We start from the raw sequence: 26,921 nt of genomic DNA on the forward strand, positions 1-26,921 counted from the left end.
GAGTCCGCCGGCCCGTCGTTCCAGGGGTGCGACGGTGAGGAGGAAGGCCCAGAAGTAGGGCATCCAGACCGAGCCGGCGACCCACAGCCCGCTGCCGAGGAGGGAGACCACGGGATGGACCATCAGGTTGTGCGCGTCGGTGGAGGACACCGACTGGAGCCGGTGCACCGTCTCGGGGTCGCCGAACCGGGCGTAGAGCGTGGTGCCGAGCAGCAGGGCGAGGTAACCGAGCGCGAACGGATTCGTCCGGGGGGTGGGGACGGCCCGCAGCCCCGGCCTGATCAGTCGTCGTCGCAGTTCCGCGCTGGTCATGGTGCCTCCCGAACGCCTCGTCGGGCCCACGATACGGGTGGCAGGTGAAAGGTGTCTGGGTAAGTCCTGTGAAGACCACTGCGCGTGCATATGCCGCTCGCACACGTACCGTTACAGGTCGCAAGTGCTGCGGGTAAGGTACTGGCCCGTGCCCGCCCGAACGGGGACCTGCCAACCATGACGGTCCGCGGCCGGAATCCTCCGGTCCGCCATGTCGAGCGGGGACGGCGTCCGTACGCTGCCAGGAGCAGCACCGGCGGGCGGGGCAACAGCCCACGACGGAACAAGACGACTACGAAGCGGAGCCCGCCGTCCCCACAGGCGGCCGGCCCGCAGCCCTGGGGGCGGTGGCGTGACCGTGACAGAGATTCAGCAAGAGACGATCAGCAGTGGCCCGGTGGGCACCCAGCGACGGGTGCTCGTGGTGGAGGACGAGCCGACCATCGCGGAGTCGATCGCGGCGCGGCTGGGAGCCGAGGGCTTCAAGGTGGCGGTGGCCCACGACGGGCCGGGCGCGGTGGACGGCTTCCACACCTGGCAGCCGGACCTGGTGGTGCTCGACATCATGCTGCCGGGCTTCGACGGCCTGGAGGTGTGCCGCCGGATCCAGGCCCAGCGCCCGGTGCCGGTGCTGATGCTGACCGCGCGGGACGACGAGACGGACCTGCTGGTGGGTCTCGGCGTCGGCGCGGACGACTACATGACCAAGCCGTTCTCGATGCGCGAGCTGGCGGCCCGGGTGAACGTGCTGCTGCGCCGGGTGGAGCGCGCCCAGCAGGCGGCCCGTACGCCGGCGCTCGGCAGCCTGCGCTTCGGCGAGCTGGAGATCGACCACGTGCAGCGCCGGGTCCGGCTGGGTTCGGGCGACGTGCACCTGACGCCGACCGAGTTCGACCTGCTGGCCTGCCTGGCGGCGCAGCCGCGCGCGGTGCTGACCCGCGAGCAGCTGCTGGCCGAGGTGTGGGACTGGACCGACGCGTCCGGCACCCGCACGGTCGACAGCCACGTCAAGGCGCTGCGCCGGAAGATCGGCGCCAGCTGGATCCGCACGGTGCACGGCGTGGGGTACGCGCTGGAGGCTCCGCTGTCCTGACCCGGCGCCGCCGGTCCGGGCCTCCGGGGGGCCCGCGCGGCGTTCCGGCCGTGCACGGGAATCGTGCACGGGGGACGAGTACTGGGGACACCATGACCTTTCCGCAGCAACGCAACGGGGAAGCCGAGCCGACCCCGCAGCCCCCGCTGGCGGTGCGCGCCGCGCGCCGGGTGTGGGCCGACATCCGCCCGTTCGACCCGGTGCGCTCGGTCAAGGGCAAACTGGCGATGCTGGTGGTCGTCTCGGTGGTGCTGGCCACCGGCATGGTGGTGGTGGCGATCCGGTCGGAGACCCAGATCCGGATCATCATGATCTTCTCGCTGATCGCCTCGCTGCTGTTCATGCAGTTCCTGGCGAACGGCCTGACCGCGCCGCTCAGGGACATGACGGCGGCGGCCAGGTCGATGGCCGAGGGCGACTACAGCGCCCGGGTCGACGTGTCCTCGCGGGACGAGATCGGCGAGCTGGCCGACACCTTCAACCGGATGGCGGGCGATCTGGAGGCCGCCGACCGGCACCGCCGCGAGCTGATCGCCAACGTCTCGCACGAGCTGCGCACCCCGATCGCGGCGCTGCGCGGCCTGCTGGAGAACGTGGTGGACGGCGTGGTGAAGCCGGACCCGAAGAACCTGGGCGCCGCGCTGGAGCAGACCGAGCGCCTGGGCCGGCTGGTCACCCACCTGCTGGACCTGTCGAAGCTGGACGACGGCGTGGTCCCGTTGGACTGCCGCCCGTTCCAGGTGCAGGAGTTCCTGGACGGCGTGCTGCGGGGCGTGACGGTGGACGGCGCGACGGCGGGCGGCGCGTACGCCCGGCGCGAGGACGTGCGACTGGCGCTCGACGTGCAGCCGGCCGACCTGTCGGCGGTGGCGGACGCGGAGCGGCTGCACCAGGTGGTGGCCAATCTGGTGGACAACGCCTGCAAGCACTCGCCGGCCGGCGGCACCGTGACGGTGCGGGCCCGGGCGGTGGAGGCCGGCGGGCTGCTGCTGGAGGTCGAGGACCAGGGTCCGGGCATTCCGCCCGCCGACCGGGAGCGGGTGTTCGAGCGGTTCGGCCGCAGCGGTTCGCCGACGGCGCTCGGCCCGGGCAGCGACGGCGGGACCGGTCTGGGCCTGGCGATCGCCCGCTGGGCGGTGGACCTGCACGGCGGCCGGATCCGGGTGGCGGAGGCTCCGGCCGGCTGTCGGATCGAGGTCACCCTGCCGGGTGAGAGCGTCGTCACCGCCTAGTTTGTGGCGGAACCGGTACAAACCATGTTCGAGGCCGGGCCGGGGCGGTCAACGAACCGTCCCGGACCGCCAGTTCGTCCGATTTTCACTCGGTATGACAGAGATCGACCCACCCGCCGGTTCCCTGCTTTCCGGCATCTCTAACGCACAGTTCCAGCCAAAATCCGGTCCGACGATGTGATCTGGGCGACGCCTGACCATCGGGGACTGCGCGATCACTGGTCGGAGGCGTAGCCTTAATCCCCGCTGTCCACCATCCCAAAAGGAAGCGGAAGAGGGCGGTTGCCCCGTGTCGCCACACCAAGAAACCCCCAGCTCGGCAAGCTCCACTGGCTTCGGCCCCAATGAGTGGCTCGTCGACGAGATCTACCAGCAGTACCTCCAGGACCCGGCCTCGGTCGACCGTGCCTGGTGGGACTTTTTCGCCGACTACAAGCCCGGTACCGAGGTGACTCCAGTGACCCAGGCCGCAACTCCGGTCGGCTCCCAGCCGGCCCCCGTTGCCGCTCCCGCTGCCGCTGCTCCGGCCGCGGTCGCCCCCGCCGCTCCGGTCGCCGCCCCGGCGCCCGCGCAGCCGGTGGCCGCCCAGGCCCCGCTGGCCGCCGCTCCCGCCGCCCCGCCCGCGCCGAAGGTCGCGGCCCCGGCCGCCCCCGCCGCGCCGGCGCAGGCCGCCGCCGAAGGCCCGCAGCTGATCCAGCTGCGCGGCCCGGCGAAGGCCGTGGCGTCGAACATGGATGCTTCGCTGGAGGTCCCGACCGCCACCTCGGTGCGCGCGGTGCCCGCCAAGCTGTTGATCGACAACCGCATCGTCATCAACAACCACCTGCAGCGCGCCCGCGGCGGCAAGGTGTCCTTCACCCACCTGATCGGCTACGCGCTGGTTCAGGCCGTGAAGGCCAACCCGGGCATGAACTACAGCTACAAGGTGGAGGACGGCAAGTCCTACCTGGTGAAGCCCGAGCACGTGAACCTGGGCCTCGCCATCGACCTGGTCAAGCCGAACGGCGACCGCCAGCTGGTCGTCGCGGCCATCAAGAAGGCCGAGACGCTCGACTTCTTCGGCTTCTGGCAGGCCTACGAGGACATCGTCCGCCGGGCCCGCGCCAACAAGCTGACCATGGACGACTTCACCGGCGTCACGGTCTCGCTGACCAACCCGGGCGGCATCGGCACCGTGCACTCCGTGCCGCGCCTGATGCAGAACCAGGGCACCATCGTCGGCGTCGGCGCGATGGAGTACCCGGCCGAGTTCCAGGGCTCCTCCCCGGAGACGCTGGCCCGCCTGGGCGTCTCCAAGATCATGACGCTCACCTCGACCTACGACCACCGGGTCATCCAGGGTGCGGCCTCGGGCGAGTTCCTCCGCTCGATCCACCAGCTGCTGCTGGGCGCGAACAACTTCTACGACGAGGTGTTCGAGGCCCTGCGGATCCCGTACGAGCCGGTGCGCTGGGCCACCGACGTGGCGACCACGCACGACGACGAGGTCAACAAGACCGCGCGCGTCATGGAGCTCATCCACTCCTACCGGGTCCGCGGCCACCTGATGGCCGACACCGACCCGCTGGAGTACATGCAGCGCAAGCACCCCGACCTGGACGTCACCACGCACGGCCTCACCCTGTGGGACCTGGAGCGCGAGTTCGCGGTCGGCGGCTTCGGCGGCCAGAAGATGATGAAGCTCCGCGACATCCTCGGCCTGCTGCGCAACACGTACTGCCGCACCGTCGGCATCGAGTACATGCACATCCAGGACCCGGCGCAGCGCAGGTGGCTGCAGGAGCGCCTGGAGAAGCCGTACACCAAGCCGGAGCGCGAGGAGCAGCTGCGCGTCCTGCGTCGGCTGAACTCGGCCGAGGCGTTCGAGACCTTCCTGCAGACCAAGTACGTCGGGCAGAAGCGTTTCTCGCTGGAGGGCGGCGAGTCGCTCATCCCGCTGCTGGACGCCACCATCGACGCCGCCGCCGAGCACCGCCTCGACGAGGCCGTCATCGGCATGGCGCACCGCGGCCGCCTGAACGTGCTGGCGAACATCGTCGGCAAGCCGTTCGGCAAGATCTTCGGCGAGTTCGAGGGCAACCTCGACCCGAAGTCGATGCACGGCTCGGGCGACGTGAAGTACCACCTGGGCTCCGAGGGCACCTTCACCGGCCTGGACGGCGAGACCATCAAGGTGTCGCTGGCCGCGAACCCGTCCCACCTGGAGACCGTCGACCCGGTCGTCGAGGGCATCGCCCGCGCCAAGCAGGACATCCTGGACTTCGGCGGCACGACCTTCCCGGTGCTGCCGATCCAGATCCACGGCGACGCGGCCTTCGCGGGCCAGGGCGTGGTCGCGGAGACCCTGAACATGTCGCAGCTGCGCGGCTACCGCACCGGCGGCACCGTGCACATCGTGGTCAACAACCAGGTCGGCTTCACCGCCGCCCCGACCTCCTCGCGCTCGTCGATGTACTGCACCGACGTGGCCCGGATGATCGAGGCGCCGATCTTCCACGTGAACGGCGACGACCCGGAGGCCGTGGTCCGCGTCGCGCGGCTCGCCTTCGAGTTCCGCCAGCAGTTCCACAAGGACGTCGTGATCGACCTCATCTGCTACCGCCGCCGCGGTCACAACGAGGCCGACAACCCGTCGTTCACCCAGCCGCTGATGTACGACCTGATCGACAAGAAGCGTTCGGTGCGCAAGCTGTACACCGAGGCGCTGATCGGTCGCGGCGACATCACCATGGAAGAGGCGGAGCAGGCGCTCCAGGACTTCCAGGGACAGCTGGAGAAGGTGTTCGCGGAGGTCCGCGAGGCCACCGCCACCCCGGCCCCGGCCGAGACCGGCCGCCCGGTCGCGAACTTCCCGGTGTCCATCCAGACCGGCATCTCCGCCGAGATGATCAAGCGGATCGCCGCCTCGCAGGTCAACCTGCCGGACTGGCTGACCGTCCACCCGCGTCTGCTGCCGCAGCTGCAGCGCCGCGCCGCCTCGGTCGAGGACAACACCATCGACTGGGCGACCGGCGAGGCGCTCGCCATCGGCTCGCTGCTGATGGAGGGCCACCCGGTCCGACTGGCCGGCCAGGACTCGCGCCGCGGCACCTTCGGCCAGCGCCACGCGGTGCTGATCGACCGGAACACCGGCGAGGACTACACCCCGCTGATGTACCTGACCGAGGACCAGGCCCGCTTCACCGTCTACGACTCGCTGCTCAGCGAGTACGCGGCGATGGGCTTCGAGTACGGCTACTCGCTGACCCGCCCGAACGCGCTGGTCATGTGGGAGGCGCAGTTCGGCGACTTCGTCAACGGCGCGCAGACCATGGTCGACGAGTACATCGCGTCCGCCGAGCAGAAGTGGGGCCAGCACTCCGGCGTCACCCTGCTGCTGCCGCACGGCATGGAGGGCCAGGGCCCGGACCACTCGTCCGCCCGCCCGGAGCGCTTCCTGGCGCTGTGCGCGCAGGACAACATGACGGTCGCCATGCCGACCCTGCCGTCGAACTACTTCCACCTGCTGCGCTGGCAGGCGCACAACCCGCACCACAAGCCGCTGGTCGTCTTCACCCCGAAGTCGATGCTGCGTCTGAAGGCCGCGGCGTCCTCGTCGTCCGAGTTCATGAGCGGCTCGTTCCGCCCGGTGATCGGCGACAGCACGGTGGACCCGGCGCAGGTGCGCAAGGTGGTCATCACCTCCGGCAAGTTCTACTACGACCTGGAGGCGGCCCGGACCGAGCGCGGCGTCACCGACACCGCCATCGTCCGCGTCGAGCGCCTGTACCCGCTGCCGATCGCGGAGCTCCAGGAGGAGCTGGCCCGCTACGGCGAGGGCGTCCAGTTCGTCTGGGCCCAGGAGGAGCCGGCCAACCAGGGCGCCTGGCCGTTCATCGCGATGAACCTGGTCGACCACCTGCAGGTCGTCATCGGCCGCTCGGCCAACAGTGGCGCCCGCCTGCGCCGCGTCGCCCGCACGGCTTCCTCGGCCCCCGCGGTCGGCTCGGCCAAGCGGCACGCCGCCGAGCAGGCGGCCCTGGTCGACGAGGTGTTCGCGCTCTGACGCGCTGACGCCCGCCCGGCCCTGTCGGCCCCCGTCCCCGGTCTCCGGGGGCGGGGGCCGCACCCGTTCCCGGGCGGCGCACTATCCTGGGCGACGGCGTACCAGAACCACCACCGGAGCGAGTAACCGTGTACTTCACCGACCGCGGCATCGAGGAGCTGGAGAGCCGGCGAGGCGAGGAGGAGGTCACTTTCGAGTGGCTGGCCGAGCGCCTGAAGGAGTTCGTCGACCTGAACCCGGACTTCGAGGTGCCGGTGGAGCGGCTGGCCACCTGGCTGGCCCGGCTGGACGACGAGGACGAGGACTGACGCACCGTCAGCAGTGCGGCCCGGAAGGCGTTTTCCGCCTTCCGGGCCGTCGTCTTTCCGGGCGGCCCCGGGGTCGCGCCTCGGGGTGGGGTCGGGGTCGGCCGGGGGTGCGGTCCGGGTCCGGATCGGGGTCGGAGCGCCTTGACTTCCACCCGACGCGATATATCGTAAATACCAACGACAACGCGATACATCGCGTATGGGAGGACGGGGAGCCGGACATGTTCCAGCGGACGGTAGACAGCACCGAGACCATCACCTTCGACGAGGCCGTGCACATCCTGCACGTCCGGGCCGTCGACGGCACCGTGAACGTGGTCCCCACCGAGGGACCGGCCCGCCTCGAAGTGGCCGCCCTGGAGGGCGAGCCGATCGAGGTCACCCTGGTCGACGGCGAGCTCACCGTCACCTACAAGGACCTCAGCTGGGCCCAGTTCGGCGAGGCCGCGAAGTCCGTGCAGACCGTGAAGTCCTACTTCTCCGGCCTGCGCCGCAAGCGCCGCGTCGAGCTCACGGTGGCCGTCCCGGCCGCCGCCGCGGTCAAGGTCGGCACGGTCTCCGCCCACGCCACCGTCTCCGGCATCGCCGGCGAGGTCGGCGTGCACGGTGCCAGCGGCGACACCACGCTCGCCGGGCTGACCGGCCTGGTCTCCGCCAACACCGTCTCCGGCGACGTGGACGCCGAAGGCCTGTCCGGCGAGCTGAAGGTCAACACGGTCTCCGGCGCGGTCACCCTGGTGGCCGGCAGCGCCACCCGGATCCGCGCCCACTCGGTGTCCGGCGCGGTCACCCTCGACCTGGACGCCGCCACCCCCACCGACATCGGCGTCACCACCGTCTCCGGCCCGGTCGGCGTCCGACTGCCCTCGTTCGCCGACGCCAAGGTCGAGGCCGGCACCACCAGCGGCACCCTCTCCAGCGCGTTCGCCGAGCTCAGCGTCGGTGGCGGCTGGGGCTCCAAGAAGCTCTCCGGCCAGCTCGGCTCCGGCGCCGGCCGCCTCCAGGTGACCACCGTCACCGGCTCGGTCACCGTCCAGCGCCGTCCCGACGCCGAGGAGGACCAGCCGGCCAAGGAACTGACCGCCGGCCCGCTCGATCTGACCAAGGAGGCCTGAGATGACCCCGGTGTTCGGCCACGGCCGGCTCCGCCTGTACCTGTTGAAGCTGCTCGACGAGAGCCCCCGGCACGGGTACGAGGTGATCCGCCTGCTGGAGGAGCGCTTCCACGGCCTGTACGCGCCCTCCGCGGGCACCGTCTACCCCCGGCTCGCCAAGCTGGAGGCCGAGGGCCTGGTCAGCCACACCACCGAGGGCGGCCGCAAGGTCTACCGGCTCACCGACACCGGGCGCGCCGAACTCGCCTCCCGCCAGGCCGAGCTGGAGGCCCTGGAGGCGGAGATCCACGACTCGGTCGGCCAGCTGGCCGGCGCCATCCGGCAGGACGTCCGGGACAGCGCCAAGGACCTGCGCGCCGAGTTCTGGCAGCAGGCCAAGGACACCCCGGCCGCCGCCGGCGACCCGTTCGCCACGCCCTGGCAGAACAAGGAGTCCTGGCAGCGCGCCAAGGAGCAGTTCGCCCAGCTCAAGGCCGAGGCCAAGGAGCAGGCCCGCCGCGCCAAGGAGCAGGAGAAGGCGGCCCGCCAGCAGGCCAAGGCCGCCGAGGCCGAGGCCAAGCGGCTGCGCGAGCAGTCCAAGGCCGCCCGCACCGCCGCCCAGCAGGAAGCCCTGCGGCTCAAGCGCCGGATCGAGGAGCAGGTCCGCGAGCACACCTCGCACGGCGACTGGTCCACCGGCCTGGCCGAGGGCCTGGCCGAACTCACCCGCGGCCTCGGCTCGCTGGCCGACGCCGCCCGCTGGGGCAGCACCGAGACGCCGGCCGCGGAATCGCCGACCGCCGAATCGCCGACCGCAGCGGAAGCCGTCCGGATCGACCTCGACAAGTCCGACGCCGAGCTGCCGGACTGGGCCCGCACCGACCCGGCCGGCGACCCGGCCCGCGAGCTGGAGCGCCTGCTCGACCGCTTCCGCGACCACGTCCGCGACACCGCCCGCGACCGCGGCGTGGACGCCGCCGGCCTGGCCCGCGCCCAGCAGGCACTGGCCGCCGCGGCCGGCGCCCTGCACCGGCGCCGCTGAGCCCGAAGAGCCCCTGGCCTTCCCCCAACCCCTCTCGGGGCCGGGGGAAGGCCAGGGGCTCTTCGCCTGCTCAGGGTGTCAGCACCAGCTTGCCGAACACCTGCCCGCGCTCCAGCTGCTCGAACGCCGCCCGGGCCTCCGCCAGCGGCCGCACCGAGTCGATCACCGGACGCACCCCGGAGTTCGCGCACAGCGCCAGCAGACCGGCCAGCTCCTCCTTGGAACCCATGGTCGAACCGACCACCTTCAGCTCCAGGAAGAAGATCCGGTTCAGCTCGGCGGCCTTCGGGCTCGGCCCGCTGGTCGCCCCCGAGATCACGATCGTCCCGCCCGGACGGAGCGACTTCACCGAGTGCGACCAGGTCGCCGCGCCCACCGTCTCCATCACCGCGTCCACCCGCTCCGGCAGCCGGGCGCCGCTCTCGAACGCGGCATCCGCGCCCGACTCGACCGCACGGGCCCGCTTGGCCTCGTCCCGGCCCGTCACCCAGACCCGCAGGCCCGCCGCCTTCGCCAGCACCACCAGCGCCGTCGACACCCCGCCGCCGGCCCCCTGCACCAGCACCGTGTCACCCGGCTTCACACCCGCGTTGGTGAACAGCATCCGGTACGCCGTCAGCCACGCCGTCGGCAGGCACGCCGCCTGCTCGAAGCTCAGCTCCTTCGGCTTCGGCAGCAGGTTCCACGTCGGCACCGCGACGCGCTGCGCGAACGTCCCCTGGTAGCGCTCGGTGAGGATCGACCGCGGCTCGTCCGGGCCCACTCCGTGACCGCTCTGTCCGATCACCGAGTGGATCACCACCTCGTTGCCGTGCTCGTCCACCCCGGCCGCGTCGCACCCGAGGACCATCGGCAACCGCTCGGCCGACAGCCCCACCCCCCGCAACGACCACAGGTCGTGGTGGTTCAACGTGGCGGCCTTCACCGTCACCACGCTCCACCCCGGCCGCACCTCCGGCTCGGGCACCTCGCCCAGCTCCAGCGCGTAATGGGGGTACCTCCCAGCCCCCCTTGGGGCTGGGGGAGGATCGTCAGGACTGATACGGGCGGCATAGGCAGCAAACATGGCCCGGACCATACAGGTCGAAAGGGTGCGAAAACAGAGGGAGCACCACCAGGGGCGCGGGGAACTGCGCGGGAAGGGAACGCACGTCCGCAAGGTCGCGATCAAGTGCAGGTCATTGCCCTGCATCGCGATCTTGCCGGTGGGTGCCTTCCGCTTCGCGCAGTTCCCCGCGCCCCTGTCTGTCAGCCCTACGCTCGCGCGAGCCCCTCCGCCTTCGCCGCGTCCGCGACCGCCCGCGTGACCGCCGGGGCGACGCGCTCGTCGAAGGGGGACGGGATGACCTTCTGCGGGGTCAGTTCGTCCGCGACGACGCCCGCCAGGGCCTTCGCGGCGGCGAGCTTCATGCCCTCCGAGATCCGGCTGGCCCGGACCGACAGCGCGCCGGCGAAGATGCCCGGGAAGGCCAGCACGTTGTTGATCTGGTTGGGGAAGTCGGAGCGTCCGGTGGCGACGACGGCCGCGTAGCGGTGGGCGACCTCGGGGTGGATCTCCGGGGTGGGGTTGGCCATCGCGAAGATGAAGCAGCCGGGCGCCATGGTCGCGACGGCTTCCTCGGGGACGGTGCCGCCGGAGACGCCGATGAAGACGTCCGCGCCGTTCAGGGCGTCCACGAGGCTGCCCTTGCGGCCGGTGCGGTTGGTGAGTGCGGCGATCTCGGCCTTGGCGTCGGTCAGGTCGCCGCGGCCCTCGTACACCACGCCGCGGCGGTCGCAGACGGCGACGTCGCCGATGCCGGCGGCGACCAGCATCTTGGCGATGGCGATGCCGGCCGCGCCGGCGCCGGAGATGACGGCCCGCAGGTCGCCGATCTCGCGGCCGGTGACCTTGGCGGCGTTCCAGAGGGCCGCGGTGGTGACGATCGCGGTGCCGTGCTGGTCGTCGTGGAAGACCGGGATGTCGAGCCGCTCCTGGAGCTGCTTCTCGATCTCGAAGCAGCGCGGGGCGGAGATGTCTTCGAGGTTGACGCCGCCGAAGGACGGGGCCATCCGGACGACCGTCTCGACGATCTCGTCGACCTCGGTGCAGGCCAGCGCGATCGGGACCGCGTCCACGCCGGCGAACTGCTTGAACAGGATGGCCTTGCCCTCCATGACGGGCAGCGAGGCCTCGGGGCCGATGTCGCCGAGGCCGAGCACCGCGGTGCCGTCGGTGACGACGGCGACGGTGTTGGCCTTCCAGGTGTAGTCGTTGACCAGTTCGGGCTTCTCGGCGATGGCGGTGCAGACCCGGGCGACGCCGGGGGTGTACGCGAGGGACAGGTCGTCCGCGTCGCGCACCGGAACGGTGGCCCGGACCTCCATCTTGCCGCCGCGGTGCAGCGCGAAGACGGCGTCGACCGGGTCGTCCGTGCTCTGGGTGTCGGTGATGATCTCCGCTGCCACAATGACCTCTTCGTCATAGGCGAAGGCGCGCTTTCCGACGGACTTCGACCCGCTCGCGCGCCGATGCGCGAAGGACGGGCACGCCGTCGGTGGCGCACCCGTGGCCGGGTCGGGACGCTGCCGTCGGGCGGGCGCCCTCGGGTGAGGGTTTCGGTGTTCTGCGCTGTTTCGTCGGGACGCCGGCATCGCACCGTTCCGCCGGGTCCGTCTTGTTCCGCGTGGCCCCCGAAGCGAGGGGTCCGCAGGCACTCGCAGGAGTGAACGCAGACACGCAAGGAAGCTGGTGCCTCGGATACGGAGCCGGTGACGGCTTCCGTTCCTGCGCACCCCGGCCCTGTGGCGAACCGGCGGTCTGAGTTCTGCGTCGGGGGTCACCCGATAGCAGATTCTGACACACCCGCCACCGGAGTCGGCCGGAGGGGATGGCAGTATCCGGTGTTCGACCACCGTTGTCCGGACGTTCCCGCGCCTTTCGGGTCCGCGTCCGGACCGCCCACCGCGCCCGGCCGCGCACAACCCGCGCACGGCGACGGAGGCCCGCACCGCCTCTCCCACAGGAGCACGTCATGTCGTTGGCCACTCACCCCTCCGACTCCCCCGCAAGACAGCGGCTCGCCATCGCCGCGGCGGCCGGCTCGCTGCTGCTGCTGACCGCCTGCGGCAGCTCGTCCTCGGGCGGTTCGGCGTCCGCCGACCTGCACGGGCAGCTGCCCGATCCGGTGCGCAGCTCGGGAGTGCTGCGGGTCGGCACGGATCTGAAGTACGCCCCGATCGGGTTCAAGACCGCGGAGGGCAAGCCGGACGGCCTGGACGTGGACCTGGCGAACGCGCTGGGCCAGGCGCTGGGGGTTCGGGTGCAGTTCGCCGAGACGCCGTTCGAGCGGCTGTTCCTGGGGCTGCAGGCGCACGAGTTCGACGTGGTGATGTCGGGGATGACGGACAACCTCCAGCGCCGGGACGGCACCGACGCCAAGGGCATGAAGATGAACTCCGGCGTGGACTTCGTGGACTACTTCGTCACCGGCACCTCGATCGTGGTGGCCAAGGGCAACCCGCAGAAGGTCGGCACGCTGGACGACCTGTGCGGGCGGACGGTGGCACTGCAGCGCGGGACCGTGCAGGCGGTGCTGGCGGAGCGTCAGGCCGCGGTGTGCGAGAAGGCGCACAAGAAGCTGACGGTGCAGCAGACCGACACCGACGACCAGGCGCTGGCGCTGGTGGCGCAGGGCAAGGCGGCCGCGGACCTGAGTGACACGCCTGCTGCGGCGTACGCGGCGCAGCAGGGGCGCGGTGGGGCGCAGTTCCAGGTGGCGGGCGAGCAGATGCAGGCGGGGCCGTACGGGATCGTGCTGTCGAAGGAGGACACCGCGCTGCGGGACGTCCTGGTGAAGGCGCTCGACCGGGTGATCCGCAGCGGTGAGTACGACAAGATCCTGGCGAAGTGGGGGCTGTCCTCCGGGGCGGCGCAGAACGCGGTGGTGAACGGCGGCTTCTAGCCGACGGTGGGCGTGCCGGGGCCCGGACCGGTGGCGGTTCCGGGCCCCGGCACGCCCATGATGCATACTTATGCGTAATGTGACATGGTCAGGGTAATAGTCCGAATAGCGGACACATGGTGGTCCTGTTATCCGATTTTGATCTGATCCGAGGCCCGATCAGCCCTGCACGGTGGCAGGATTCCCCCACACATCGGATCCACCTGTCACCTCGGCGGAGGGTGGCGAGCACCGACCACGCTGTACCGCACCGCTCCCCCCAGCGGCGCAGGCCCCGTCCGACTCCCCAGGAGGAGATCCCCCTCATGACCGCTCGTACCCCGCGCACCCGGCTGATCGCCGCCGCTGCCGTCCTCGCGACCGGCTCCCTGCTCCTGACCGCGTGCGGCAGCACCACCAGCTCCTCCGGTTCGGCCGGCGCCGCGGGCCCCGCGGCCATACCGACCCAGGCCATCCCGGCCGCCTCCGCCGACCCTGCGCTGGCCGCGCTGCTCCCGGCCGACATCAAGTCCTCCGGCAAGCTCGTGGTCGCCGCCGACGCGTCCTACGCGCCCAACGAGTTCAAGGACGAGAAGGGCGCCATCGTCGGCATGGACATCGACCTCGCGGTCGCCATCGCCCAGAAGCTGGGCCTGACCGCGGACGTCCAGAACGCCGACTTCACGTCGATCATCCCGGGCATCTCCTCGAACAAGTACCAGCTCGGCATGAGCTCCTTCACCGACACGAAGGAGCGCGAGGCGACCGTCGACATGATCACCTACTTCACCGCGGGCTCCGCCGCCGCCGTGAAGAAGGGCAACCCGGACAAGATCGACCCGAAGGACCTGTGCGGCAAGAAGGTCGCGGTGCAGACCGGCACCACCCAGGCCGACGAGGTCAAGGACACCCGCAACCCGGACTGCGTCAAGGCCGGCAAGCCGACCATCCCGAACGACGGCGACAAGTTCACCCTCCAGACGGACGTCACCCAGTCCCTGATGGCCGGCCGCGACCAGGTGATGCTGGCCGACTCGCCGGTCGTCGACTACGCGCTGAAGCAGACCGGCGGCCAGCTGGAGAAGCTCGGCGACACCTACGACTCCGCCCCGTACGGCGCCATCGTCAACAAGGGCAGCCAGCTGACCAAGGCCGTCCAGGGCGCGATCACCGCGCTGATCGCCGACGGCACCTACAAGACGATCCTCGACAAGTGGGGCGTCTCCGCCGGCGCCGTCACCACGTCCGAGATCAACGCCGCCAAGAGCTGACCCTCCGCCGCCCGAGCCCCTGACGAGGTAATCACGTGAACAAGACCGACCAGGGGTCGGTGACATCGGGACGGTCTGAGGCCATCAAGGCCGTCCCGGTCCGCCACCCCGGACGCTGGGCCGGAGTCGCGGTCATCGCCGTCCTCGCCGCGATGCTGCTGCACGCCCTGATCTACAACCCCGCCTTCATGTGGGACGTGGTCTGGCGGACCATGCAGGACCAGACCGTGCTCCACGGCATCTGGGTGACCATCGAACTGACCGTCCTGTCGATGGTGATCGGCGTGATCGGCGGCGTCCTGCTGGCCGTCATGCGACTGTCCGGCAACCCGGTGCTGTCCGGCACCGCCTGGTTCTACATCTGGATCTTCCGCGGCACCCCGCTGCTGGTGCAGCTGGTGTTCTGGAACAACATCGGCTTCCTGTGGCCGAAGCTGTCGATCGGCATCCCGTTCGGCCCGTCGTTCTTCTCGGAGTCCTCCAACACCCTGGTGCCGGTGTTCACCGCCGCGCTGCTCGGCCTGGCCCTGAACGAGGCCGCCTACATGGCGGAGATCGTCCGGGCCGGCATCCAGTCGGTGGACGAGGGGCAGGCCGAGGCCGCGCACGCGCTCGGCATGTCGAAGGCCGCCACCATGCGCCGGATCGTGCTGCCGCAGGCGATGCGGGTGATCATCCCGCCGACCGGCAACGAGACCATCTCGATGCTGAAGAACACCTCGCTGGTCCAGGTGATCGCGCTGGTCGAGCTGTTCACCGCCGGTCACGACATCTACGCCCGCACGTTCCAGACCGTGCCGGTGCTGATCGCGGTGTCCATCTACTACCTGCTGATGACCTCCGTCATGACGATCGGCCAGTACTACATCGAGCGGCACTACGCCCGGGGCGCCAACCGGACGCTGCCGCCCACCCCGATCCAGCGGGTCCGCGCCCTGCTCGGCGGCAGGCCCGCCCCCAAGGCCGCCCCGGTGTCGGACGAAGGGAGCCAGGCATGACCGACCTGACCAAGCCGCCGGTGACCGCCGCGGCCCGTCCGATGGTCAAGGCCGAGGGCGTGCACAAGTCGTACGGCCAGGTCGAGGTGCTCAAGGGCATCGACCTGGAGGTGAAGCAGAGCGAGGTGTTCTGCCTGGTCGGCCCGTCCGGCTCCGGCAAGTCCACCTTCCTGCGGTGCATCAACCACCTGGAGAAGATCAACGCCGGCCGGCTGTACGTCGACGGCGACCTGGTCGGCTACCAGCAGCGCGGCGACCGGCTCTACGAGCTGAAGGACCGCGAGGTCGCGCTGAAGCGCCAGGACATCGGCATGGTGTTCCAGCGGTTCAACCTGTTCCCGCACATGACCGCGCTGGAGAACGTCATCGAGGCGCCGGTGCAGGTCAAGAAGGAGAACCGGGCGGCCGCCAAGGAGCGGGCGATGGCCCTGCTGGAGCGGGTCGGGCTGGCCGACAAGGCCGGCAACTACCCGACCCAGCTCTCCGGCGGCCAGCAGCAGCGGGTGGCGATCGCCCGGGCGCTGGCCATGCAGCCCAAGCTGATGCTGTTCGACGAGCCCACCTCGGCGCTCGACCCCGAACTGGTCGGCGAGGTGCTGGACGTCATGCGCGGCCTGGCCGAGGAGGGCATGACGATGATCGTGGTCACCCACGAGATGGGCTTCGCCCGCGAGGTCGGCGACGCCCTGGTGTTCATGGACGGCGGTGTGGTGGTCGAGTCCGGCCACCCGCGCGAGGTGCTCACCAACCCGCAGCACGAGCGCACCCGGGCGTTCCTGTCCAAGGTGCTCTGACCCGCTTCCGCTCCCCCGGTGCCCGTCGCACGCCCCCGCGTGCGGCGGGCACCGGCGCGTCCACGCCCACCTGTAATACCCTGGAGTCCTTGAGCCCGTTACATCCCGCCTCGGAAGGACCCCCGTGGATCTCGCCTCGTACGCCGACTTCGCCGTCCGGCTGGTCAACAGCGAGGAGCCGGACCGCGGCACCGACACCCTCACCTCGGTGGACACCGTCCGGTCCCTGTTCGGCAGCACCTCCGCCCGGGCGTCCGCACTCGCCGACGAGGCCGACCTGCCCCGGCTGCGCGGCGTCCGCACCCGGCTGCGCGGCGTCTTCGAGGCCGCCGCCGACGGCGAGGATGTCCGGGCCGTCAATCTGCTGAACAGCCTGATGGTGGAGTACCCGGTCAGCCCGCTGGTCTCCGGCCACGACGACCTGGACGACACCGGCCGCCCCAACTGGCACCTGCACCTGGCCGACAACGCGCCCACCGCGGCCGCCAACTACGCCGCCGTCGCCTGCATGGGGCTGGCCATCCACCTCACCGAGCTCGGCGTCGACCGGCTCGGCATCTGCCAGGCCGCGCCCTGCCGCAACGCCTACCTGGACACCTCCACCAACCGCTCCCGCCGCTACTGCTCGGACCGCTGCGCCACCCGCGCCAACGTGGCCGCCTACCGGGCCCGCAAGCGCCAGGAGGCGCAGCGCGCGCTGGCGGAGGCCGGCCAGGACTGAGCCTCCGTCAGAACTCCGTCTCCACCGGTGCGCTGACGCCCAGCCGCTCGGCCAGCCACGCCGGGCGGCCGCGCAGCGCGCGCTCCAGACCGCGCCCCGGGGCCAGCCAGGCCGGCCGGGGCGCCAGCCGCAGCAGCACCCGGCCGAGCACCAACTCGTCCGGCACCGCGCCGTATTCGCGGCTGTCGGTGCGCACCAGCGGGTTGTCGGAGAGCATCCACCAGCCGCCGGGGCGGCGCCCCACCGCCCGCTTCACCACCAGCAGGTCCTGCTGCAGCGGGTGCCGGAACAGCGCGATCGCGCCGGGCCGCAGCGGCGCGCCGTAGCGGACCAGCACCCGGTCGCCGTCGGACAGCAGCCGGCGCATCGACGGTCCGGCGATGTCGGCCACGCCGAGCGGTGTCCCATATCGCACGATTCCCACTCCTTCTTTTGCCCTAGGCCCCCGGGGCGACGGCGAATTCGGCCCGTCGTGAGGGTAATGTCGGGCCCGGGAAGACGATCTAAGGAAGGACCCCCATGTTCTCTCGTCTGTTTGCTCCGCGGGTCACCGCCCACGCGCACTGCGACCTGCCCTGCGGCGTGTACGACCCGGCTCAGGCCCGCATCGAGGCCGAGTCCGTGAAGGCCACTCAGGAGAAGTACCAGGCCAACGAGGACCCGCACTTCCGTGCGCGCGCGATCGTCATCAAGGAGGAGCGCGCCGAGCTGGTCAAGCACCACCTCTCGGTGCTGCACACCGACTACTTCAAGGCCCCGCACTTCGAGGCCTACCCGGGCCTTCACGACCTGTTCAACCGTGCGGGCAAGGCCGCTTCGGCCGCCAAGGCGTCCACCGACCCGGCCACCGGCCAGGCCCTGCTGGACCTGATCGCCGAGATCGACGCGATCTTCTGGGAGACCAAGAAGGCCTGACGCTCCGTCAGCCCTCGCGCTCCTGCCGGAACCCGGCCGCCACTGCCCCCGCCCCGGGGCCCCGGCGGCCGGGTTCCGCGTTTCCCCGGCCCCGGCCGCGGCCCGGCCGGCCCCGGGGTTTTCCCGGCTCCGTCCTGGGCATACAGCAGATTCCCGGGTGGCGGGGCTTTCCGGAAGGAGGGGGGAGATGAGTACGCTCGATCGTATGATCCGCACCGCGACTCCCGCCGACGTCCCCGTCATCCACGCCATGATCCGCGAGCTCGCCGACTACGAGAAGGCCCTGCACGAGGCCCGGGCCACCGAGGAGCAGCTGCACGACGCGCTGTTCGGCGAGCATCCGGCCCTGTTCGGCCTGATCGCCGAGGACGAGTCGGGCGTACCGGCCGGTTTCGCGCTGTGGTTCCGCAACTTCTCGACCTGGCGCGGCACTCATGGCATCTACCTGGAAGACCTGTACGTCTCCCCCGACAAGCGCGGCGGAGGCCACGGCAAGGCGCTGCTCACCGAGCTGGCCCGGATCTGCGTGGAGCGCGGCTACCACCGGATGGAGTGGTCGGTGCTGGACTGGAACGAGCCGTCGATCGGTTTCTACAAGTCGCTGGGCGCGGTCCCGATGGACGAGTGGACGGTCTTCCGGCTCACCGACGACGCCCTCGTCGAACTGGGCTCCACGCCCCGTTGAAGGCAGCCCTGTTCGAACTCTGATCCCTCGTTCCCGTGACGGTGGACGGAGATCACGACAGACCGGCCCCGGGCGCGGTAACGTCTCGGGGCACAAGGCAGTTGAACCGATGCCAGTAGTGGTGCCGCGGGTCTCCGGGCCCCAAGCACCGAGCGTCACCCAGGAGGTGAGGGTGTCCCAGATCGACGGCGAGCCCGGAGTGAAGGACTTCGTTGAGGTCCGCCTGCCCGCGGCGGGCGCCTACCTCTCGGTGCTGCGGACGGCCACGGCCGGCCTCGCGGCACGGTTGGACTTCACCCTGGACGAGATCGAGGATCTCCGCATCGCGGTGGACGAGGCGTGCGCGATCCTGCTCCAACAGGCCGTTCCGGGCTCGATCCTGAGCTGCGAGTTCCGCCTGGTCGGCGACGCGCTGCGGGTCACCGTGTCCGCACCGACGACCGACGGACGCGCCCCGGAGCGGGACACCTTCGCCTGGACGGTGCTCTCCGCGCTGGCCGGCGAGGTGGACTCCACGGTGGCCGCGGACAACACCGTCTCCATCAGCCTGCACAAGAAGCGCGGCGGGTCGCCGGGCCAGCCGTAGGTAGTGACGTGTTCTCGGAACGGAACGGGTGATCGCCGTGAGTGATCTGGACCGCACAGTTGCCGTCGTACCTCCGCAGGCCAGCGTTGCCCGCACCGCCACCCCTGACGAAGCCCTCCCGAAGGACCCCAGCCGGATGAGCCAGCCGACCGACCCGAAGCCCGAGCGGCCTGCGGCCGAGCCCGAGGAGGACGGCCCGGCGGCCGCCGCCGAGGCCGTCCGCTCGACCGTCCCGGCGCAGCACGGGCACCGCAGTGGCGCGCCCGACCGCGAGGCGGCCCGGGCGCTGTTCGTGCGGCTGTCCGAACTGCCGGAGGGATCGGCGGAGCGGGTGGAGATCCGCAACCAGCTGGTCCGGATGCACATCCCGCTGGTCGAGCACCTGGCCCGCCGGTTCCGCAACCGCGGCGAGCCGCTGGACGACCTGACCCAGGTCGCCACCATCGGCCTGATCAAGTCGGTGGACCGCTTCGACCACGAGCGGGGCGTGGAGTTCTCCACCTACGCGACGCCCACCATCGTCGGCGAGATCAAGCGGCACTTCCGCGACAAGGGCTGGGCGGTGCGGGTGCCGCGTCGGCTGCAGGAGCTGCGGCTGTCGCTGACCACGGCGACCAGCGAGCTGTCCCAGCGGCACGGCCGCTCCCCCACGGTGCACGAGCTGGCCGAGCACCTGGGGATCTCCGAGGAGGACGTGCTGGAGGGCCTGGAGTCCGCCAACGCGTACTCCACGCTGTCCCTGGACGTGCCGGACAGCGACGACGAGTCGCCGGCCGTGGCGGACACCCTGGGCGCCACCGACGAGGCGCTGGAGGGCGTCGAGTACCGCGAGTCGCTGAAGCCGCTGCTGGCCCAACTCCCGCCCCGGGAGCAGAAGATCCTGGTGCTCCGGTTCTTCCGGAACATGACGCAGTCGCAGATCGCCGCCGAGGTCGGCATCTCCCAGATGCACGTCTCCCGGCTGCTGGCCCGCACCCTGGCCCAGCTCCGCGAGAAGCTGCTGGTCGAGGAGTGACCGGCCCGTACACGCGCCGCAGGGCCCGTCCCCGTACCCGGAGGCGGGCCCTGCGTCCGTCGGCGTCCGGGGCGGCTACTGCTCGCCGTACAGCACCGCGGTGACCTTCGGGTTGAGCAGCGAGACGATGCCGGCCAGGCCGAGCACCGCGATCGCGGCGCCGACGGCGACCATGCCGCCGCCGGACTGCCACATGTAGTACGCGACCGGCAGGCAGATGGAGTTGGTGAGCACGGCGGGGCTGCGGCCCCACTTCTGCCGGCGCAGCAGGGCGCGGCCGGCCAGCAGCGGCAGCAGGCCCATCAGCAGCAGCACGATGCCGCCCATCTCGGTGCGGCCGAAGGCGGCGTCCGAGCCGAGGAAGCCGGAGATCAGGTCGTAGACCCCCCAGCCCGCCATCGCTGCGCCCTCCAGCGCGGTGATGCCCGCGCCGACGAGCAGCGGGACGGGCCGGTCGGGCGCGGTGGCGGTGGCGGGAGCGGATTCAGCGGTCACCGGGCCAGGGTAACGGTCGTCCTGCCCGGGACGGGTCGTAGGCTGATCGCCATGCGCGCTCTCCTGGTCGTGAACCCGAAGGCGACCACCACCAGTGGCCGGACCCGGGACGTCCTGATCCATGCCCTGCGCAGTGACCTGAAGCTGGACGTCGCGGAGACCCAGTACCGGGGGCACGCGGGCGATCTGGCCCGGCAGGCGGCCGAGGACGGCACGGTGGACCTGGTGGTGGCGCTGGGCGGCGACGGCACCGTGAACGAGACCGTGAACGGCCTGCTGGCGCACGGGCCGGGCGAGCGGGTGCCGCGGCTGGCGGTGGTGCCGGGCGGGTCGACCAACGTGTTCGCCCGCGCGCTGGGGCTCCCGAACGACCCGGTGGAGGCGACCGGCGCACTCCTGGACGCGTTGGAGCACCGGAGGGAGCGCGCGATCGGCCTGGGCAAGGCGCTGACCGCCGGCGAGCCGGACCGCTGGTTCACCTTCACCGCCGGACTGGGGTTCGACGCCGGCGTGGTCGGCCGGGTGGAGCGCCAGCGCCGGGCGGGGCGCAAATCCACCCACGCGCTCTATGTCATGGAGGCGCTGCGGCACTACGTCACCGAGCGTGAACACCGCCGTTCGGGTCCGATCACGCTGGAGATCAACGGCCGCGAGCCGGTTCCGGGCATGGTGATGGCCATAGTCTCCAACACCTCTCCGTGGACGTTCCTGGGCTCCCGTCCGGTCTTTCCGTCCCCCTCGGCCTCGTTCGAAACCGATCTGGACATCTTCGGCATCACTCGAATGACGGCGTTCCGCACCGCCCGAACGGTCCGTCAGATCCTGCGCCCACAACCCTCGGCGGAGGACGGAACACACCCCGCCGGCCCGGCCGGAAAGCACGTCGTCTCCTATCACGACGTCAGGCACTTCACCTTGGTTTCACAGGAACCGGTGCCGTTTCAGGTCGACGGGGACCACCTTGGAGACAGGAGTCGCGTCAGTTTCACAGGCGTACGGCGTGCACTGCGTGTGATTGTGTGACCAGAAGGGGGTCCCTGCCTTGCACTCGAACGTGCGAGCCCCTTCACTCCATAGAAGTACCGCCTGTGAGGTAGGCGACACCGAAGAATCAAAAATTTCTTGCCGAAGGGGGTTGTATCCGGCTTCGAGGTTTGCGAACCTCTACATGGCGATCGGGACACACCGCAGACGACATCGCGGCAGAGTCCCTCGAATCGCCGAACCCCACTCAGCAAAGACCTCCCGGGCCCGGTGGGCCTTTGGTCCCTTTTGCTGTTGCGGGATTCGTGAAAGCGTTCACATTCACAAACCACACGAGTGAGTCGCGGGCCACCGCCCGTGACCGGAGGAGTTGGACGACCATGGACTGGCGCCACCGCGCTGTCTGCCGCGAAGAGGACCCGGAGCTGTTCTTCCCGATCGGGAACACCGGTCCTGCTCTGCTGCAGATCGAGGAAGCCAAGGCCGTGTGCCGCCGTTGCCCCGTCATGGAGCAGTGCCTGCAGTGGGCGCTCGAGACCGGCCAGGACGCCGGCGTCTGGGGCGGCATGAGCGAGGACGAGCGTCGTGCGATGAAGCGCCGCGCCGCCCGCAACCGCGCCCGCACCGCCTGACGCACCATCACCAGCAGTACGGATCGACCCACGATCAAGGGTTCGGCCGCATTCGGCCGGCCGAGCCTTCCCGAACGGGCCCCGCTCCAGTTGCGGGGCCGACGACGCGAGCCGCCCAGGCACTTGATACTGTTCACTTAGAGCAATATTGTGGACCTGTGGCGCTCACCGTGTGCAACACACGGGGCGAGCGTCGCGCCATCACAGAGCCCCCGTTCCGGCCGACTCCCCCCGACGGCCGGACCGGGTTGAGAGGCCCTGCCGACCCACCCCCCCGGTCGGCAGGGCCTCGTTTCTGTTCCCCCGTCAGTTCCCGCTAGCGGACGGGGATCTCCAGCACCACCTTGGTGCCGCCGCCCGGCGCGGCCACCATGTCGAAGGTGCCGCCGAGCTCACCGGTGGCCAGGGTGCGGACGATCTGCAGGCCGAGGTTGCCGGCCTGCTGCGGGTCGAAGCCCTCGGGCATGCCGCGGCCGTCGTCCTGCACGGTGATCAGCAGGTACTCCTCCGGCCGCGCCCCGCCGTTCCAGCTGTCCGACCAGCCCTTGCCGCCGACCGGGGCCCGCCCGCGCAGCGCGCTCACCTCCAGGTTGCCGGAGGCGGACGGGCCGAACGCGTGTTCCAGCGCGTTCTGCGTCAACTCGGTGAGGATCATCGCCAGCGGCGTCGCCACCTCGGCCGACAGGATGCCGAACGAGCCGCTGCGGCGGGTCGCCACCCGGCCGTCCTGGGACAGCTCCATCACCATCGCCAGCACCCGGTCGGCGATCTCGTCGAACGCCACCTGCTCGTCCAGCGCCTGCGAGAGCGTCTCGTGCACGATCGCGATCGAACCGACCCGGCGCACCGCCTCGTCCAGCGCGGCCCGACCGGCGTCGGAGTCCATCCGGCGGGACTGCAGCCGCAGCAGCGCCGCGACCGTCTGCAGGTTGTTCTTCACCCGGTGGTGGATCTCCCGGATGGTGGCGTCCTTCGTCATCAACTCGCGGTCACGACGCCGCAGTTCGGTGACGTCACGGCAGAGCACCAGCGAACCGGTGGGCGTTCCCTTCGGCTTCAGCGGAATGGTCCGCAGGGTCACCACCCCGCCCTGCGCCTCCACCTCGGTCTGCCGGGGCGCCCAGCCGCTGGCCATCTTCACCATCGACTCGTGCACCTTGCCGCGGTTCGGCGGCACCAACTCGGCGGTGGCCCGCCCGAGATGACTGCCCACCAGGTCGGTGGTCAGCCCCAGCCGGTGGTACGCCGACAGCGCGTTCGGACTGGCGTACGTCACCACGCCCTCCGCGTCCAGCCGGATCAGGCCGTCGCCGACCCGCGGCGCCGCGTCCATGTCGGTCTGCTCGGCGCCCGGGAACGGGAACGTGCCGGCGGCGATCATCTGCGCCAGGTCGGAGGCGCTCTGCAGGTAGGTGAGCTCCAGCCGGCTCGGGGTGCGCACCGTCAGCAGGTTGGTGTTCCGGGCGATCACGCCCAGCACCTTGCCGTCCCGTCGCACCGGGATGGACTCCACCCGCACGGGCACCTCCTCCCGCCACTCCGGATCACCCTCCCGGACGATCCGCCCCTCGTCGTACGCGGCGTCCAGCAACGGCCGCCGGCCGCGCGGCACCAGGTGGCCGACCATGTCGTCCTGGTACGAGGTCGGGCCGGTGTTGGGCCGCATCTGGGCCACCGAGACGTAGCGGATGCCGTCCCAGGTGGGGATCCACAGCACCAGGTCGGCGAAGGACAGGTCGGAGAGCAGCTGCCACTCCGAGACCAGCAGATGCAGCCACTCCACGTCGGCACCGGTGAGGGTGGTGTGGCGGCGGACGAGTTCGTTCAGCGAGGGCACACCGTGAGCGTATCGCCGACCACTCCGGGGCATGTTGTCCAGACCAATCGGGGCGGGGCTCTGGACAACGCGGATTGGTCTAGTCCACAATGAAAGTGCACCAAGGAGAGGCCCCCCGCGCAACTGCCCTGACCGCGCGAGGCCGCTCCGAGGTCGGAGGCGTCGTTCGAGAGTCCCGCACAACTCTCGGCCGGTCCCCGTCTCCGACATACAGCTCCGGGCTACGGTGCCGCACAGGTTGAGGGTCCTGTGTCGGCGCCGTGGCCCGTAGTGTTTTCCGGCGCCCGCCCTTCGCCCCCGGCGGTGCAGCCCCCGCCCAACCGAAAGGCCGCCCCCACCCGGCAGGGTGACGGCGGCCTTCGGCGTTGCCTCAGTGGGTCTCGGTGACCTTCGCGAGCGCGCGGGGCGCGTCCGGGTCCTGGCCGCGGGCGATGGTGACCTCGTAGGCGAGGAGCTGGAGCGGGAGGATCTCCAGGATCGGCTGGACCTCCTCGGGCACGCCGCCGGGCAGGGCGAAGCCGGCGCTCGCGGCGTCGACCTGGTCCTGCTGGCCGATCACGACGAGGTCGGCGCCCCGGCCGCGCAGGCGGTCCAGGACGGGCTGCAGGGCCTCGCCGCCGCGGCCGTCCGGGACGATCGCGATGACCGGCGAGACGTTGTCGACCATGGCCAGCGGGCCGTGCAGCAGGTCGGCACCGGAGAACGGGGAGGCCGGGATGTAGGTGGTCTCCATCAGCTTCAGCGCCGCCTCGCGGGCGGTCGGGTAGCCGTAGCCGCGCGAGGTGATGACCAGGCGCTGGGCGAACCGGTACCGCTCGGCGAGCGCCTTGACCTCGGCCTGGCGGGCCAGGATCCCGGCGGCCAGCTCCGGCAGGACCTTCGCCGGGGAGCCGTCGTTGCCGCGCAGGCCCTCGACGAAGAGGTACAGCGCGAGCAGCTCGGCGGTGTAGGTCTTGGTGGCGGGCAGCGCCTTCTCGGGGCCGGCCAGCACGTCGATGTGGAACTCGGAGACCTCGGCGAGCGGCGAGCCGGCGTTGTTGGTGACCGCCAGGGTGATCGCGCCGGCCTCGCGGGCGGCCTTGGTGGAGGCCACCAGGTCGGGCGAGCCGCCGGACTGGCTGACGGTGATGACCAGGCAGTCGGTGAGGTCCGGCTTGGCGCCGTACGCGGTGGTGGTGGACATCGAGGTGAGGCCGGCGGGCTTGCCGAGCAGGACCTCGATCAGGTACTTGGCGTAGAGCGCGGCGTTGTCGGAGGTGCCGCGGGCGGTGAGCAGGACGAACCGCGGGTTGCGGGCGGCGATCTGCGCGGCGATCTCTCGGATCGCGGGCGCACCCTCGTCGAGGATGCGCTGCAGGACGGCCGGCTGCTCGGCCATCTCCGCCGACATGATCCTGCCGGGTACGGAAACAGTCTGCGGGTCGGACATCGGGGTGTGCCTCCGTGGAGAGATGGTTCTACCCCGTGGGGCGGGACGCCCGACGGGGACCTCTGGAACGGCGGCGAGTCCGCACCCTCGCTGCGTGGAACTGTGCTGTGCCGATCCTACGTGGACCGGGCCCCGCCGCACACGTCGTGACGGTGCGTCGGCGCCCGGCCCGCGGGAATCAGGACGGGTTGTTGATCAGCTGGTCGATCTGCGCGTCGGCTTCCTTGGTGGCGTCCTCGACGCTCTTGCCCTTGAAGATCGCGTCCAGCATGTTCACCAGGACGTTCTGCTTCTCGACCGCGCCCCAGCCGGGGGCGGCGGGGGTGAACCAGGCGTCCTGGACGGCGTTGGCGGCCGCGGCGGTGGCGGGCTTGTTCTTCAGCGGCGCCAGCTGGGTCAGGTTGTTGGGGAGGGTGTCCTTGTCGGCGAGCACCTGCTCGGACTTGGTGCTGGTGAACATCCGGACCCAGTCGGTGGCGACCGCGGCGTTCTGCGACTTCGCGGTGATCGCGAGGTCGGAGCCGCCGATGAAGGAGGGCAGCGGCTTGCCGTTCGGGCCGGGCATGGTGACGATCTTCAGCGAGTCCTTGAGCGCCGGGGTGCCGGTGATCGGGGCGATCGCGTCGCTCAGCTCCCAGCCGTTGGCGTAGATCAGCGCGGCCTTCTCGTGGCCGAGCACGCCGGCCTGCTTGGCCTCGTTGACCTTCAGGTCGCCCTTGTTGTACGTCCGCACCAGGTTGACGAAGTGCTGGAGGCCGGCCTGTGACTTGGGGTCGTGCAGGGTGCCGTGCCAGACGCCGCTGGAGTCGAACTTGGCGATCGAGCCGCCGTACGCGGTGACGTAGGACATCGCGGCGTACCAGTACGGGCCGGGCAGGTAGAGCGCGGAGAAGCCGGCGCTGTTCTTGTTCCGCTGGGCGACCTTGTCGAGGGCGGCGGTGAGCTCGTCCTCGTTCTGCGGGAGGTCCGCGGACCCGGTGGCGTCCTGGAACATCTTCGCGTTGTAGACGCCGACCCGGGCGCCCGCGTAATAGGGGACGCAGAAAAGCTTCTGGTTGTACGTACAGGTGTCGGCGAGACCCTTGATCCAATTGTCGGAGTTGTCGAAAGCGGTCCGGTCGAGGCCCGCCAGCGAGCCGTTCACCATGTATTTGGTGGTCTCGGTGTTGCCGAGCTCGACCACGTCGGGCGCCTGGTTGGCGGCGATCGCGGCGTCCAGCTCGGCGATCTTGTTCTTCCAGGTGTGGTAGCTGAGCTTCAGCTCGACCTTGGGGTACTTGGCGGCGAACTGGTCGTTGACCTGCTGCACCAGCTCCGGCCAGCTCTTCTGGGCATCGTCCATCAGCCACACGGTGACGGTGCCCGTCACGTTCTTCGGGTCGACGGCGGCCGCCGGCGCGGCCGAACCGCCGCCGGACGAGCAGCCTGCGGTGGTGACCAGCAGGGCGGTGGTGCCGAGCGTGGCCAGAACCTGACGCTTCACGCGAATCCTCCGAATCAGGTGCGGGGA

Annotated in this window: 25 protein-coding genes; 17 read left to right on the forward strand and 8 right to left on the reverse strand. The window is 70.8% G+C overall.

From position 1 onward, the window contains the following. Positions 1 to 312, reverse strand: a 312-nt coding sequence (locus IEZ12_RS05065; RefSeq protein ID WP_373295434.1) for a rhomboid-like protein, incomplete at its 3' end; no start/stop codon positions are given. 358 nt (positions 313 to 670) lie between these two features. Here IEZ12_RS05065 and IEZ12_RS05070 point away from each other — a divergent pair. From IEZ12_RS05070 to IEZ12_RS05095, 6 genes are all read left to right on the forward strand, one after another. Continuing rightward, on the forward strand, positions 671 to 1,405 hold the full coding sequence (locus IEZ12_RS05070) for a response regulator transcription factor (RefSeq protein ID WP_014138042.1): 735 nt from the start codon (positions 671 to 673) through the stop codon (positions 1,403 to 1,405). Positions 1,406 to 1,497: 92 nt separating this feature from the next. Next, positions 1,498 to 2,637: a HAMP domain-containing sensor histidine kinase gene (locus tag IEZ12_RS05075; protein ID WP_100588047.1), complete on the forward strand. Its 1,140-nt coding sequence runs from the start codon at positions 1,498 to 1,500 to the stop codon at positions 2,635 to 2,637. A gap of 289 nt (positions 2,638 to 2,926) precedes the next feature. Then, complete coding sequence (locus IEZ12_RS05080) at positions 2,927 to 6,682, forward strand: multifunctional oxoglutarate decarboxylase/oxoglutarate dehydrogenase thiamine pyrophosphate-binding subunit/dihydrolipoyllysine-residue succinyltransferase subunit (protein ID WP_189271006.1); 3,756 nt, start codon at positions 2,927 to 2,929, stop codon at positions 6,680 to 6,682. Between the two features lie 128 nt (positions 6,683 to 6,810). Then, a complete protein-coding gene (locus IEZ12_RS05085; protein ID WP_043915988.1) occupies positions 6,811 to 6,990 on the forward strand; it encodes a DUF6104 family protein in 180 nt (59 codons plus the stop codon). 221 nt (positions 6,991 to 7,211) lie between these two features. Next, entirely contained in the window at positions 7,212 to 8,105 is an 894-nt protein-coding gene (locus IEZ12_RS05090; protein WP_043915987.1) for a DUF4097 family beta strand repeat-containing protein, read from the forward strand. A gap of 1 nt (position 8,106) precedes the next feature. After that, complete coding sequence (locus IEZ12_RS05095) at positions 8,107 to 9,126, forward strand: PadR family transcriptional regulator (RefSeq protein WP_100588050.1); 1,020 nt, start codon at positions 8,107 to 8,109, stop codon at positions 9,124 to 9,126. 70 nt (positions 9,127 to 9,196) lie between these two features. Here the strand turns inward: IEZ12_RS05095 and IEZ12_RS05100 are convergent, their stop codons facing one another. Together IEZ12_RS05100 and IEZ12_RS05105 are read right to left on the reverse strand one after the other, a co-directional pair. Further along, a complete protein-coding gene (locus IEZ12_RS05100) occupies positions 9,197 to 10,192 on the reverse strand; it encodes a zinc-binding dehydrogenase (RefSeq protein ID WP_189271007.1) in 996 nt (331 codons plus the stop codon). 188 nt (positions 10,193 to 10,380) lie between these two features. After that, a complete protein-coding gene (locus IEZ12_RS05105; protein ID WP_308430989.1) occupies positions 10,381 to 11,574 on the reverse strand; it encodes an NAD(P)-dependent malic enzyme in 1,194 nt (397 codons plus the stop codon). 566 nt (positions 11,575 to 12,140) lie between these two features. On the opposite strand from IEZ12_RS05105, the gene IEZ12_RS05110 reads away from it, so the two are divergent. The 5 genes from IEZ12_RS05110 to IEZ12_RS05130 all read left to right on the forward strand — a co-directional run bounded on the left by IEZ12_RS05110 (position 12,141) and on the right by IEZ12_RS05130 (position 16,833). Next, positions 12,141 to 13,070 (forward strand): ABC transporter substrate-binding protein, encoded by a 930-nt coding sequence (locus IEZ12_RS05110; RefSeq protein ID WP_189271008.1) that lies wholly within the window; start codon positions 12,141 to 12,143, stop codon positions 13,068 to 13,070. Between the two features lie 305 nt (positions 13,071 to 13,375). Then, the gene (locus IEZ12_RS05115; protein ID WP_152645279.1) at positions 13,376 to 14,320 is read left to right on the forward strand and encodes an ABC transporter substrate-binding protein; all 945 of its coding nucleotides are present in this window, start codon (positions 13,376 to 13,378) and stop codon (positions 14,318 to 14,320) included. 35 nt (positions 14,321 to 14,355) lie between these two features. Then, the gene (locus IEZ12_RS05120) at positions 14,356 to 15,318 is read left to right on the forward strand and encodes an amino acid ABC transporter permease (protein WP_229847255.1); all 963 of its coding nucleotides are present in this window, start codon (positions 14,356 to 14,358) and stop codon (positions 15,316 to 15,318) included. Positions 15,319 to 15,359: 41 nt separating this feature from the next. Continuing rightward, complete coding sequence (locus IEZ12_RS05125) at positions 15,360 to 16,112, forward strand: amino acid ABC transporter ATP-binding protein (protein ID WP_043916818.1); 753 nt, start codon at positions 15,360 to 15,362, stop codon at positions 16,110 to 16,112. Positions 16,113 to 16,236: 124 nt separating this feature from the next. After that, positions 16,237 to 16,833, forward strand: coding sequence for a CGNR zinc finger domain-containing protein (locus IEZ12_RS05130; RefSeq protein ID WP_100588055.1), 597 nt, complete (start codon positions 16,237 to 16,239; stop codon positions 16,831 to 16,833). 7 nt (positions 16,834 to 16,840) lie between these two features. Here the strand turns inward: IEZ12_RS05130 and sodX are convergent, their stop codons facing one another. After that, entirely contained in the window at positions 16,841 to 17,248 is a 408-nt protein-coding gene (gene sodX / locus IEZ12_RS05135; RefSeq protein ID WP_043915980.1) for a nickel-type superoxide dismutase maturation protease, read from the reverse strand. A gap of 104 nt (positions 17,249 to 17,352) precedes the next feature. Here sodX and sodN point away from each other — a divergent pair, with 104 nt between their 5' ends. The 4 genes from sodN (at position 17,353) to IEZ12_RS05155 (ending at position 20,034) form a co-directional block, all read left to right on the forward strand. After that, positions 17,353 to 17,748 (forward strand): superoxide dismutase, Ni, encoded by a 396-nt coding sequence (sodN, locus tag IEZ12_RS05140; RefSeq protein ID WP_043915979.1) that lies wholly within the window; start codon positions 17,353 to 17,355, stop codon positions 17,746 to 17,748. A gap of 205 nt (positions 17,749 to 17,953) precedes the next feature. Next, positions 17,954 to 18,433: a GNAT family N-acetyltransferase gene (locus IEZ12_RS05145; RefSeq protein WP_189271009.1), complete on the forward strand. Its 480-nt coding sequence runs from the start codon at positions 17,954 to 17,956 to the stop codon at positions 18,431 to 18,433. A gap of 172 nt (positions 18,434 to 18,605) precedes the next feature. Then, positions 18,606 to 19,019, forward strand: coding sequence for an ATP-binding protein (locus IEZ12_RS05150; RefSeq protein WP_043915977.1), 414 nt, complete (start codon positions 18,606 to 18,608; stop codon positions 19,017 to 19,019). A gap of 136 nt (positions 19,020 to 19,155) precedes the next feature. Beyond that, complete coding sequence (locus tag IEZ12_RS05155; RefSeq protein ID WP_369880299.1) at positions 19,156 to 20,034, forward strand: RNA polymerase sigma factor SigF; 879 nt, start codon at positions 19,156 to 19,158, stop codon at positions 20,032 to 20,034. A 75-nt stretch (positions 20,035 to 20,109) separates the two neighbouring features. Here IEZ12_RS05155 and IEZ12_RS05160 read toward each other — a convergent pair whose 3' ends face one another. Beyond that, complete coding sequence (locus IEZ12_RS05160) at positions 20,110 to 20,529, reverse strand: hypothetical protein (RefSeq protein ID WP_043915976.1); 420 nt, start codon at positions 20,527 to 20,529, stop codon at positions 20,110 to 20,112. A gap of 51 nt (positions 20,530 to 20,580) precedes the next feature. On the opposite strand from IEZ12_RS05160, the gene IEZ12_RS05165 reads away from it, so the two are divergent. Beyond that, positions 20,581 to 21,552 carry a diacylglycerol/lipid kinase family protein gene (locus tag IEZ12_RS05165; RefSeq protein WP_189271010.1) on the forward strand — a complete coding sequence of 324 codons (972 nt, stop codon included), beginning with the start codon at positions 20,581 to 20,583 and terminating at the stop codon, positions 21,550 to 21,552. 341 nt (positions 21,553 to 21,893) lie between these two features. Continuing rightward, complete coding sequence (locus IEZ12_RS05170) at positions 21,894 to 22,145, forward strand: WhiB family transcriptional regulator (RefSeq protein WP_014138019.1); 252 nt, start codon at positions 21,894 to 21,896, stop codon at positions 22,143 to 22,145. A 316-nt stretch (positions 22,146 to 22,461) separates the two neighbouring features. Here the strand turns inward: IEZ12_RS05170 and IEZ12_RS05175 are convergent, their stop codons facing one another. The 3 genes from IEZ12_RS05175 to IEZ12_RS05185 all read right to left on the reverse strand — a co-directional run bounded on the left by IEZ12_RS05175 (position 22,462) and on the right by IEZ12_RS05185 (position 26,894). Then, complete coding sequence (locus IEZ12_RS05175) at positions 22,462 to 23,982, reverse strand: sensor histidine kinase (RefSeq protein ID WP_043915974.1); 1,521 nt, start codon at positions 23,980 to 23,982, stop codon at positions 22,462 to 22,464. Between the two features lie 370 nt (positions 23,983 to 24,352). After that, on the reverse strand, positions 24,353 to 25,411 hold the full coding sequence (locus IEZ12_RS05180; RefSeq protein ID WP_189271011.1) for an SIS domain-containing protein: 1,059 nt from the start codon (positions 25,409 to 25,411) through the stop codon (positions 24,353 to 24,355). A 178-nt stretch (positions 25,412 to 25,589) separates the two neighbouring features. Next, entirely contained in the window at positions 25,590 to 26,894 is a 1,305-nt protein-coding gene (locus IEZ12_RS05185) for a type 2 periplasmic-binding domain-containing protein (protein ID WP_189271012.1), read from the reverse strand. Between the last annotated feature and the right edge of the window lie 27 nt (positions 26,895 to 26,921).

The sequence above is a fragment of the Kitasatospora griseola genome, from assembly GCF_014648555.1.
GTDB lineage: Bacteria > Actinomycetota > Actinomycetes > Streptomycetales > Streptomycetaceae > Kitasatospora > Kitasatospora griseola.

Bases quoted from the DNA above. Each gene is read 5' to 3' on its own strand.
- IEZ12_RS05075 (WP_100588047.1), top strand. From the start codon at position 1,498: ATGACCTTTCCGCAGCAACGCAACGGGGAAGCCGAGCCGACCCCGCAG.
- IEZ12_RS05090 (WP_043915987.1), top strand. From the start codon at position 7,212: ATGTTCCAGCGGACGGTAGACAGCACCGAGACCATCACCTTCGACGAG.
- IEZ12_RS05095 (WP_100588050.1), top strand. From the start codon at position 8,107: ATGACCCCGGTGTTCGGCCACGGCCGGCTCCGCCTGTACCTGTTGAAG.
- IEZ12_RS05100 (WP_189271007.1), bottom strand. From the start codon at position 10,192: ATGTTTGCTGCCTATGCCGCCCGTATCAGTCCTGACGATCCTCCCCCA.
- IEZ12_RS05110 (WP_189271008.1), top strand. From the start codon at position 12,141: ATGTCGTTGGCCACTCACCCCTCCGACTCCCCCGCAAGACAGCGGCTC.
- IEZ12_RS05115 (WP_152645279.1), top strand. From the start codon at position 13,376: ATGACCGCTCGTACCCCGCGCACCCGGCTGATCGCCGCCGCTGCCGTC.
- IEZ12_RS05125 (WP_043916818.1), top strand. From the start codon at position 15,360: ATGGTCAAGGCCGAGGGCGTGCACAAGTCGTACGGCCAGGTCGAGGTG.
- sodN (WP_043915979.1), top strand. From the start codon at position 17,353: ATGTTCTCTCGTCTGTTTGCTCCGCGGGTCACCGCCCACGCGCACTGC.
- IEZ12_RS05145 (WP_189271009.1), top strand. From the start codon at position 17,954: ATGATCCGCACCGCGACTCCCGCCGACGTCCCCGTCATCCACGCCATG.
- IEZ12_RS05155 (WP_369880299.1), top strand. From the start codon at position 19,156: ATGAGCCAGCCGACCGACCCGAAGCCCGAGCGGCCTGCGGCCGAGCCC.
- IEZ12_RS05165 (WP_189271010.1), top strand. From the start codon at position 20,581: ATGCGCGCTCTCCTGGTCGTGAACCCGAAGGCGACCACCACCAGTGGC.
- IEZ12_RS05170 (WP_014138019.1), top strand. From the start codon at position 21,894: ATGGACTGGCGCCACCGCGCTGTCTGCCGCGAAGAGGACCCGGAGCTG.
- IEZ12_RS05180 (WP_189271011.1), bottom strand. From the start codon at position 25,411: ATGTCCGACCCGCAGACTGTTTCCGTACCCGGCAGGATCATGTCGGCG.